The 11,264-nt window shown below is 68.9% G+C and carries 5 protein-coding genes; all 5 read right to left on the bottom strand.

The features are described 5' to 3' along the window. Positions 1-3 precede the first annotated feature (3 nt). The gene (locus ABD188_RS04780; protein ID WP_344059043.1) at positions 4-6,072 is read right to left on the bottom strand and encodes an Ig-like domain-containing protein; all 6,069 of its coding nucleotides are present in this window, start codon (positions 6,070-6,072) and stop codon (positions 4-6) included. A gap of 313 nt (positions 6,073-6,385) precedes the next feature. Then, positions 6,386-8,761, bottom strand: a complete 2,376-nt coding sequence (locus ABD188_RS04775) for an ATP-binding cassette domain-containing protein (protein WP_344059041.1) — start codon at positions 8,759-8,761, stop codon at positions 6,386-6,388. A 185-nt stretch (positions 8,762-8,946) separates the two neighbouring features. Further along, a complete protein-coding gene (locus tag ABD188_RS04770) occupies positions 8,947-9,534 on the bottom strand; it encodes an LLM class flavin-dependent oxidoreductase (protein WP_344059039.1) in 588 nt (195 codons plus the stop codon). 78 nt (positions 9,535-9,612) lie between these two features. Next, complete coding sequence (locus ABD188_RS04765) at positions 9,613-10,590, bottom strand: NAD(P)-dependent alcohol dehydrogenase (RefSeq protein ID WP_344059037.1); 978 nt, start codon at positions 10,588-10,590, stop codon at positions 9,613-9,615. A 74-nt stretch (positions 10,591-10,664) separates the two neighbouring features. Continuing rightward, entirely contained in the window at positions 10,665-11,234 is a 570-nt protein-coding gene (locus ABD188_RS04760; RefSeq protein ID WP_344059035.1) for a DNA-3-methyladenine glycosylase I, read from the bottom strand. Positions 11,235-11,264: the final 30 nt, after the last annotated feature.

Genomic DNA, 11,264 nt, shown 5'->3' with positions numbered 1-11,264 from the left:
TGGTCATTGCCACGTGGTGTGTTCGGACTCGCCCCAGCCCGCGATGCGCACCCAGACCTGGGTGCCGGGCTTGCCGTAGTAGCAGCCGAGCTGGACCGATCCGTTGGCCGGGATCGAACGCTGGGCCCCGCCGGCGAACTCGCCGTCCGGACCGCTCGCGCAGTACACGCGGTAGGTCCCCGCAGGGAAGTCCTGGGTGTTCAGCACGAAGTAGGCGCACGACGAGGTGCTGCAGTTGTCCTGCCCTACCGCCGAGCTTCCCGGCGTCACCCACGCTCGCGGCTGCGGCGGATCGACCGTCCTGGCCGACGCCGACACGACACCGCTCCACTGGCCCGCGGCATCCTGAGCCCGCACGTCGATCGTGTGAGTCGTGCTGTACGCGTACGTGTTGGTGACCGACCCGCTGTTCGCGACGTTCTGCCAGCCGCCGGAGTCGAGCCTGATCTGCACCTGCGTGATGGCACGCCCGTTGGGCGCGGGTGGGCTCCACGAGAACGTGATATCGCGGCCGCTACGGCTGGCCGAAGCGCCCGGGTTGCCCACAGGACCGTATGGGATCTGCGCCGCCGACGGTGCCGAAGGGGGTCCGTCGTAGCGGACGCCGTCGAGCGCGGTGTACGCGCGCAGCGTGACCTGGTAAGTGGTGCCGTTGTTGAGGCCGGTGAGGACGTTGTTGCCCGGCAGGGCCGTCCACCCGCCGCCGTTGAGCGAGTATTCGTAACGCAGTTCGCCACCCGTGGCGCCGTTGCCCGCGGCAGGGCTGTAGCTCACAGTGAGGCTGCGGTCACCCGGCTGTGCGCTGACCGCCGATGGCGCTCCCGGCTGTCCGAACGCGCGACGCGGCGCGGAGGTCGCTCCCCATTCGCCCCAGCCCGCCTTGTTGCTCGCTCTGACGCGGAACGTGTAGTCGACCGTCGAGGTGGTCAGCGACACGGCCTGCGAGAGCTGTCCGGCAGGGATGTTCGGGATGGTGCGCACCACCGAGCCGCCCTGCAGCACCTGCAGCTCGTAGCCCGCGATGTCGGCTCCGTTGGTCGCCGGCTGCTGCCATGAGACCTGCAGCTGGGCCTGGTCGCCCACCGGCTGAAGGCGGGCGACGCTCGGCGCGCCGACCGGGTCGGGTGCTCGCGCCGGGATCTCGGTGGCCGACCACCCGCTCCAGCTCGACGGGTCGGGCGCGCGGTTGTGCGCCCTCACCCGAACCTGGTACGCGACGCCGTTCTCGAGCCCGTCCCAGACCATCGAGTTGCCCGTCACGCCGGTCTTCTGCCCGATGCCCGACGGCGGTGCCGGCGAGATCTCGAGCGTGAAGGACTCCACAGGGGAACCAGGAGTCGTCGGGGTGACCCACGCGACGTTCAGGCTCCGGTCGCCGAACGTGAGCGTCGGCGGGGCGGGGGTGTCGGGGCGGGCGTCGGGACGCGCCGTCTCGGACGGCCGCGACGGGTCGGATTCGCCGACGCGGTTCGTCGCGACCACGGTGAAGTTGTACTCGACGTTGTTCGTGAGCCCGTCGAGGGTGCACGTGGTCGCGGGGCACTGCTTCTGGTAGTCACCACGCGTGGAAGACACGGTGTAGCCCGTGATCGCGGCGCCGTTGTCGGCGGGCGGTGTCCACGACAGCACGACGGTGCGGTCCTGCACGCTCGACACGGAGGGCGTGCCGGGCGCCTCTGGGCGTCCCTGCACAGTGACGACGATGCGGCCCTCCACCTCGCGGTCCACGTCGGCGGTGGCATCCTGAATCCGGTAGCGCACGACCATCGTGCCGACGAACGTCTCGGCGGGGCTCACCTCGACGGTGTCGCCCACCACCTCGGCGAACCCGCTGCCGGTCTCGGTGACCGCGGCGACGACCTTCAGCGGCTCATCGGGGAACGGGTTGAAGTCATTGGCGAGCACCGGCACGCTCACCGTGGTGCCCTGGGCCGCCTCGGCCACCGTGTCGTCGTTCGCAGTCGGGAGCGGACGAGTGGAAGCCGTCACCGTGACCACGACGGTGCCCTGAACGGGCTCGGTCTCGCCGTCGTCGATCCGAACGGTGAGGGTCGCCCGAGTTCCCTTCGGGGTGCCGGCGTCGGCGCTCACCTGGAGGGTATGGTCGGCGATCGACGCACTCAGCCCGACGGGTGCCCCACCGACGATCGCGTAGCCCATCCCGGGCAGGTCTTCGGGGTCAGGATCGGTCGTGAGAGCCCCGAGGTCGAGGCTCGTGGGATCCTCGCCCGGAGCGACGTTCATCTGACCGGCGGTGAAGGTCGGCTGCTGGTTGTCGGGCGGCAGCACGGTCACCGGGAGGGTGAGGGTCGCCTTGCGCCCCTCCGCGTCATCCGGCCCGGTGCCGTCGGTGACCTCGAACGTGATCGCGTCCTGCCCGAAGTATCCGGCCACCGACGTGTAGACGAGCGTGCTCTGGTCCTTGACGAGGCCGGCGCCGTCCGAGTGCACCGCGGCGACCTTCGCCGCCTCGGTGATGCGCACCGACTTGCCGTCCGACGCGCGCACGTGATCGGCGAGGGGGATCTCGACGGTCTCACCGCTCTGGACTTCGATGCCCTCGGTCGAGATGAGGGTCGGGGCGAGCCCGTCGAGCGACGGTACGTGGATGAATGCGGATGCCTCGAGGTCGTCGCGGTCGGTGATCGTATAGCGGAGCAGGTGCTCCTCGTCGTCGAGCGCGATGCGAACGGTGCCGTCCGAGAGCACTCGTGCGATTCCGCCCTCGACCTCGACCCGCAGTTCGTCGATGGTGCCGTCGGGGTCCTCGTCGTTCGCCAGCACCTCGAGGTCGACGCTGCCGTCCGCGACGTCCTGCGCGAGCACGCGGTCGTCGCGGGCGATGGGTCGAAGCAGCGGCACGTCCTCGTCGACCGTGACCTGGAGCACCGCGATCGCCTCAGCGCCGCGCTCGTCGCGGATCGTGTACTGCAGCGAGGTCTCGCCCTCCTCGTCGGGGGCGGTGACGATGACCCGGTCGCCCAGCACCCTGGCCTCGAGCCCATCGACGTCCGGCAGGATGAGGCCATTGCTCACCAGCGTGAGCCGCTCGCCCTCGGGGTCGGAGTCGTTGGCGACCACCGGCACCGCGACGGAGCGACCTGGTCGCATCACCACGGAATCCTTCACCGCATACGGAGCCTGGTTGACGTCGAGCGACGGCGCGATGCCGACGCGGATGCTCGCGGTGGCCTCTTTGCCGAGGCGGTCCCGCACCCGATACGTGAAGGTGTCGGCGCCGGCCGAATCGCCGACGGCCTCGTACTCGATGTAGTCGGCTCCGACCTCGGTCACGCGACCCTTCTTCGGTGCCGAGGCGATGCCGACCAGTTCGACGGAGTCGCCGTCCGCGTCGATGCCGTCGAGCGGCACGGGGATGCGCACCCGCGAACCGGTGAGCACGCGAGCCGTGATGTCGCGAGGGCGCGGCGCCTGGTTGGTGTCGGCGTTGACCGGGAGGATCTGGATCGTGAGGTAGCCGGCATCCTTCTGCCCGGTGCTGTCGACGACCTCATAGGTGGCGAAGACGGTGCCCGCCTCGCCGCCCGCGCGGAAGCGGACGGTGTCCTGCGAGACGAAGATCTCGCCGTCCTCGGCAGCGGGCAGGGGCTCGACCAGGTCGGGGGCGACGTGCATGGTGTCGCCGTTGGGGTGATAGTCGTTGTCGAGCACCGGGATCGTGACGACGTCGCCGGCGCGCACGACCACCTGGTCGTCGTTGGCCACCGGCGGCCGGAGCTTGGATGGTGACGGCACCGGGATGACGACGACCTCGCCGTCGGCGCTCTGCGTGCCGTTGGAGATCGTGTAGCCGATGGTGATCTGCTCTTCGAGCGAGCCCTGGTCGCTGATGCGGAGGGTCTCGTGGCCGAGCACCGAGACCGAGATGCCACTGTCGGGGTCCAGCGAGACCGACTGGATGACGAGGATGCCGCCACCCGGATCGGAGTCGTTGACGAGCGCGTTCACCAGCACTTCGCCGCCGCTCGGCAGCAGCGCCACGTCGCGCACCGCGACGGGAGGCAGGTCGCTGTCGGTCGCCTCGAGGACGTCGACGCGCACCACGCCGGGCGCCATCCTGGAGCCGACGGCGGCCAGATACTGCACGTAGTAGACGCCCACGGCATCCGAGGTGAAGGTGAACGTGTTGGCGGCGAAGTCCGCGCGCACGATCGCCCCGTCGACCTCGTCGACCCGGGCGAGCCGCAGCGGTTCGCTGCCGCCGCTGGTGTCGTTGGTGAGCGGGGCCACGGTGACGGACTGGCCCGCGCGCACCTGTACGTGGTCGGCGTTGGTGACGGGGTCGGTCGAGCCGGGCGGCCGTACGTCGAAGCGCACGACGCCCTCGGCGTCCTTGTCGCCGTCCGAGACGATGACGGCCACATCCTTGCGGCCCTGGGTGAGCCCGAGCGCACGGTACGTGATGCGCCCGTCGGCGGTGAAGTCCGCCTCGTCGCCTTCGGCGGGGACGACTCCCTTGAGGAAGACGTCATCGCCGTCGGGGTCGATCCAGTCGGGGAGCACGTTGTAGGTGACGACGCCGCCCGACTCGATGGCGAGAGCGGTCACACGCTTCTGCTTGGGAGCCGAGTTGACGTTCCAGTCATGGACGGTCAGCTGCGCCTTCGCGGTGTCCTTGCCGCCACGGCCGTCGTCGGCCTCGTAGGTGAATGTGGTGCTGCCCGAGGCGTTCTCGGGCACCGCGATCTGCAGGCCCGCGCCCTGGTTGATCGACTCCACCTCGCCGAACGACGGACCGCCATCAGGCACGGTGACCGTCAGCACATCGCCATCGGCATCCGTGTCGTTGTCGAGGACCGGCAGCACGGTGGTGCGTCCGGGCCGGACGCCGAAGTCGTCATCCACCGAGATCGGCGCAGTGTTGACCTCGGTGCGCTCCGGAAGCGTGGTCTCGACCGTCTCCTCGGTCGTCTCCTCGTCGTTCTCCTCGGTCTCGCCCTCAGGTGGCGTGATGTCGTTCCAGTTGTCGACCTGCTGCAGGTCCTCGCTGGCCATCCACGCGGCACCGCCGATGATGTCGTTGAGCACGATGACATCGCGGTTCACGCGGAAGCGCAGCTCGGCATCCGCGTCCGCTCCGCTCACCGGCGTCGTCAGGTCATCGTCATCGCCCAGGCAATCGCGCACGAACATCGCCGAGCCGGACCACGCGCCGTAGGCGCAGCCCTTCAGGAACACCGGAGCGGCCGGCACACCGTCCGAGCGTGCAGAGACCTCGACCGGCTCCGACCCGTCGAAGGGCACGCGCACCAGGGCATCCGCGGAAGCGAGGATGACGGCATCCGTCTCCGCCGACGGCTGCTGCAGAACGGCGTCAGCCGCGGCCGCCGCCTCGGTGTGCAGGCCGCGGGCGCTGAGCACCGTTCCGCTCGCACTGTCGAAGACGACCGGGATGTCGCCGACCGCCGTGATCGTGACGTCGGAGCTCTCATCGATCCCCGGGAGACCGGACCTCGACGCCTCACCGGGTTCTCCCTCGGCGTCGACAGGAACCGTGATCACCTCGGCCGTCTTGGTCGAGACCGCATAAACCGTGCCGTCGACGCCGGCCGTCACATCTCCGTCGGCGCCGATCTCGGCCGTCGGCTCGGTGCCCTCGACATCGAACCCCGCCAGGCCCGCGGCCGGAACGACCCACAGCGAGCCCTTCGCCGGCTCGAGGATCGCGAGCGTCGCTCCGCCCAGTACGACCTTCGCGCCCGCCGGCACGTTCGCCGAGTCGGTGAGCGAGACCATCGCCGGATCGATGGTGGTGACCGACGCCGCCTCGGGATCGACCATGACGACCTCGTCACCGGACTGCAGGATGTCGTACTCATCGCTCGAGGTGCGAAGACCGCCGTCGAGCACCTGCGACTCGTGATTGAAGTGGCCGACGAGCAGACTCGACTGCTTCGTCACCCAGACGCCGCCGTCGTTCAGGTCGACCTCGGTGGTGGGGAAGCCCTCGTAGACGAAGGCCAGGGTCGTGATCACGACGGCACCCGCGGAGAGTGCGGCTGCGGAAGCGACGGCGCGCGGGCGTGCGCGAAGCCACGCAAAGGCTCTCATGCGGCGTCGGCCTCCCCCGAGCGGGTGTCGTCTGTCATCCTGCGTGGCGCCAGGCCGCGGGCGAGGATGCCCGGGCGCTCACTGGAAAATGCTGTCCGACCAGGGTAACCCGGTCGATCTCGCCCTTCCGACCACGTGAGATCAGTGCAGCTCACGGGCGACACACTCAGCCAGCGTAAGCAGAACCGACGGGTTGGGCGATGGGGACAATTCCCCTGCGGCGCGCGGCGCCACTCGGTCGTTGAGCGAGGAGCGCAGCGACGAGACGAACGCCGTAAGCCGATCTCGGGACGTTTCGTCTCGCTTCGCTCGCTCAACGACCGGGGGCGACGTACTCCTTGAGATGCTGGGCGGTCAGGGTCTTGCCCTCGGCCACCAGGTCGGAGGGGGTGCCCTCGAAGACGATCTCGCCACCGTCATGGCCCGCGCCGGGTCCGATGTCGATGATCCAGTCGGCGTGCGCCATCACGGCCTGGTGGTGCTCGATCACGATGACGCTGTTGCCGGCTGCCACCAGGCGATCCAGCATCCTGAGCATGTTGTCGACGTCTGCGAGGTGCAGGCCCGTCGTCGGCTCGTCCAGCACGTAGATCGCACCTTTCTTGGCCATCGAGATCGCGAGCTTGAGCCGCTGGCGCTCACCGCCCGAGAGCGTGTTGAGCGCCTGGCCCAGCGTGATGTACCCGAGCCCGACGTCGATCATGCGCAGCAGCGTGGTGTGCGCCGGTCCCTTCGTGAAGAACTCGGCTGCCTCCGCTGCCGACATCGCGAGGACCTCGGCGATGTTCTTGCCGTCCAGCAGGTACTCGAGCACCTCATCGCTGAACCCCGAGCCGTCGCACAGCTCGCACAGCGTCTCGACCGTCTGAGTGAACCCGAGCGTCGTGATGATCACCCCGAGTCCGCGGCACGCGGGGCATGCGCCCTCGGAGTTGGCGCTGAACAGCGCGGGCTTGACGCCGTTCGCCTTGGCGAATGCGGCGCGGATCGCGTCGAGGATCCCCGTGTACGTCGCGGGGCTGCTGCGACGCGACCCCTTGATGGGCGCCTGGTCGACCACCACGACGTCGTCGAACGAGGGCACATTGCCGTGGATGAGGGACGACTTGCCCGAGCCGGCTACACCGGTGACCACGGTGAGGATGCCGAGCGGGATGTCGACATCGACGCTCTTCAGGTTGTGCTGGGTCGCGCCCCGGATCTCGAGGGCTCCCTTCGCCGCCCGTGTCGACTCCTTGAGGCGCGCCCGGTCGCCGAGGTGGCGACCGGTGATGGTGCCCGATGCGCGGAGGCCCGCGACATCCCCGGTGTATTGGATCTCGCCGCCCGCGCGGCCTGCCCCGGGACCGAGATCGACGATGTGGTCGGCGATCTCGATGACCTCGGGCTTGTGCTCGACGACGAGCACCGTGTTGCCCTTGTCGCGCAGGAGCTTCAGCAGCGCGTTCATGCGCTGGATGTCATGCGGATGCAGCCCCGCAGTCGGCTCATCGAAGACGTAGCTGATGTCGGTGAGCGCGGATCCGAGGTGCCGGATCATCTTGGTGCGCTGCGCCTCGCCGCCCGAGAGCGTGCCCGAGGAGCGATCGAGCGAGAGGTAGCCGAGTCCGATGTCGACGAACGAGTCGATCGTCGCGCGCAGCCCCGCCATGAGCGGCGCGACTTCGGGGTCGTCGACGGTCGCGAGCCAGTCCGCGAGATCCGTGATCTGCATGGCCGCGGCATCCGCGATGTTGACGCCTTTGATCTTCGAGGAGCGCGCACCCTCGTTCAGCCGCGAGCCGCCGCAGTCGGGGCAGGCCGTGAACTTCACGGCCCGGTCGACGAACGCGCGGATGTGGGGTTGCAGCGAGTCGCGGTCCTTCTGCATGAAGCTCTTCGTGATCTTCGGGATCAGCCCCTCGTAGGTCATGTTGATGGTCTGGATCTTGACCTTGGTGGGCTCCTTGTAGAGGAAGTCCTGCATCTCCTGCTCGGAGTAGTCCTGGATGGGCTTGTTGGGATCGACGAAGCCCGACTCGGTGAACCCCTTCACCATCCAGCCGTCCACGTTGTAGCCCGGGATGGTGAGCGCGCCCTCGGCGAGCGACTTGGTGCGGTCGAACAGCTCGTCGAGGTCGACGTCGGTCGCCTCGCCGAGGCCCTCGCAGCGCGGGCACATGCCGCCCGTGATCTCGAAGGAGCGGCGCTCCTTGACCTTCTTGCCGCCCTTCTCGAAGGTCACGGCGCCGGCGCCCGACACCGAGGGGATGTTGAACGAGAACGCCTGCGGCGACCCGACGTGCGGCTGGCCGAGGCGGCTGAAGAGGATGCGCAGCATGGCCTGCGCATCGGTGGCGGTTCCGACCGTCGAGCGGGAATTGGCGCCCATCCGCTCCTGGTCGACGATGATCGCGGGGCTGACGTTCTCGAGCGCGTCGACCTCGGGCCGGTTGAGCTGACCCATGAACTGCTGCACGAACGTCGGGTAGGTCTCATTGATGAGCCGCTGCGACTCGTTCGCGATCGTCGCGAAGACGAGGGACGACTTTCCCGAGCCGCTCACGCCGGTGAACACCGTGAGCCGGCGCTTCGGGATGTCGACATCCACGTTCTTGAGATTGTTCTCGCGAGCTCCGACGACCCGGATCATCTCGTGCGAGTCGGCGATGTGCGCCTCCGGTTGATGAGCTTGTCGAATCACGGGCATGGGAGTCCTCTCGAAGGGGCGACCCTCCATTGTGCTCATGACCGCGGACACCGCGCTTCCTCATTCCTGCCCGGAAGCTGGGGTCAGGTCCGTGTTCCGCAGGTTTCGGATGCCGCGAACCTGCGAAACCGGGACCGCCGCGCAATCCGGACCACGTGTGACCCGCTCGCGGAGCCTGTCGAAGCTCAGATTCCGGCGCGTCGCGCGCTGATCGCCGCGGTCGAGCGGACGGATGCCGCGGCGGTGCCTCGCTCGGCACGCTCGCCCGCCACGATCTCACGGACGGCGGGCGCGACTCGGCGCCCGAACGTCTGCAGCGACCGTGGGCCGTCACCGGCGAGGATGAAGGTGCCGATACCGTCTTCCATCGCGAGCGCAGCGAGCCGCTCGGCGAACTCGCGCGGGTCGGCGGCGAGCCGGCCGACGTTGAGCAGGCGCCGGATCTCCCGCGGATCGCGACCGACGCCGGCGGCCGCTTCGTCGATGGCCGCATTGCCGCGGGCCTGGTCGCCGGGCTTCATGTATCCGGATGACGGCAGCCATCCGTCGCCCGTGCGACCGGTGAGGGCCAGCATGCGGGGCTTGTAGGCGCCGATCCAGATGGGGACGCCGTGAGCAGGGCGCGGTCCGCGCTTCGCACCGTGAACGCGATGGAACCGTCCGTCGGTGAATGCGCCGCGGCGCTCGCTCGTGTCCCACAGTTCCCGGATGACGTCGATCGCCTCTTCGAGCGCGGTCACGGCCTCGCCGGGGGTGAGACGGCTGCCTCCCATTCCGGCATCCGTTGCACGTTGCGGCGCTGCGGTCGCCTGGCTGAGGGATGACGGTCGGGTCGCCGGAGTCAGGCCGGCTCAGCCCATCGTGAGCACGATGTTGCCTGCCCTGCCCCGCCCGACGTGGGCGTGCGCCTGCGCGACCCGCTCGAGAGGGTACACGGCTCCGATGACCGGATGGAGCGCGCCGGATCGGGCCAGCGACCCGGTCTCGCGCAGATCGGCCAGCACGGCATCCCTCCCGCGAAGCCCGGTGAACGCGATCATGCCCCGCTTGCCTTTCGACCACCTGGTCAGCAGGGTGCGCCACAGGAGGGGAAGCGTCGGCACGGTGCCGCAGTAGCGTCCGGTCGGGGTCAACAGGCACCGGGCCTCGCGATAGCCGAGGTGGCCGAACACATCGAAGACCACGTCGAAGGTGCGTCCCTGATCCTGAAGCGTGGTGACGATGTCGCCGGCTCGATAGTCGAGCACCTCCTGCGCACCGAGGCTGCGGACGAGGCCGGCGCGCTCGGCACTGCACACCGCCGTCACGACGGCCCCTCGGTGCGACGCGAGCTGAACCGCCGCCGTGCCCACCGCTCCGGATGCGCCGTTGATCAGGATGGTCTGCCCCGCGACCAGCTCGGCGGTGTCGTCCAGGAACGAAAGGGCGGTCGCATCGATCAGGGCCGCTGCTTCGACCGGGTCGAGCCCGGCGGGCAGCGCCTCGATCACACCGTCGGCGCGAACCACCACGAATTCGGCGTGTGCGCGCATGGCCGTGCCTGTGACGCCCCACACGGCTTCGCCGACGCGAAAGGAGTCGACACCATCGCCGACCGCCACGATCTTGCCCGAGAACTCGGAACCGAGCACTCTCAGGCGCGGCCGGAACGGCCCCGCGAACAGCCGCGCGGCGAATGGCGTGCCCGAGCGCATCGCGACGTCTGACGTGCTGACGACGGATGCCGTGACTCGAACCAGCACCTCACCCGCAGCGGGCACGGGAGTGTCGATCTGTTCGACCTCGACCACGGATGGGCCGCCGTATCGGCGGTAGACGGCAGCACGCATGGGAAGCCTCCAGAATGTCAAGAAACTTTGACATTCTGAGCGTACGGCGAAAGGCGCCCAGTGTCAAGAATTCTTTACAGACTGACCCGCCAGCATCCTTCGACGTGGTCGTCGACCATGCCCGCCGACTGCATCAGCGCATACATCGTGGTCGGCCCCACGAAGCGGAATCCCCGCTTGCGAAGAGCCTTGCTCATCGCCTCGGACTCCGCCGTCACCGCAGGGATGTCGGCGAAGGATGCGGGCCGCGCCCGAGGCGGCGGTGCGAACGACCACAGCAGCTCATCGAGCTCGCCGTCAGGCATCTCGAGCAGGAGCCGGGCATTGGAGACCGTGGCCTCGATCTTCGCGCGGTTGCGGATGATGCCGGCGTCGCCCATCAGCCTCGCGACGTCGTCTTCGCCGAACGATGCGACGACGTGAGGGTCGAAGCCCGCGAACACCTCGCGGAACCTCGGTCGCTTGCGAAGGATGGTGATCCACGACAGCCCCGCTTGGAACCCTTCAAGGCTCAACTTCTCGAAGAGCGCGTGGTCGCCGTGGAGTGGCACTCCCCATTCCTCGTCGTGGTACCGGCGGTATTCGGGGTCGTCGCCGACCCACGCACATCGAGCAACACCGTCGGCACCGAGAAGCACTGTCACCCTCGCGACCCTACCCGCGGTCCTCGACAG

This window comes from Microbacterium pumilum, from assembly GCF_039530225.1.
GTDB classification, from domain to species: domain Bacteria; phylum Actinomycetota; class Actinomycetes; order Actinomycetales; family Microbacteriaceae; genus Microbacterium; species Microbacterium pumilum.
The sequence above is the reverse complement of the archived record's forward strand: the minus strand, read 5'-3'. Positions and strand labels throughout refer to the sequence as shown.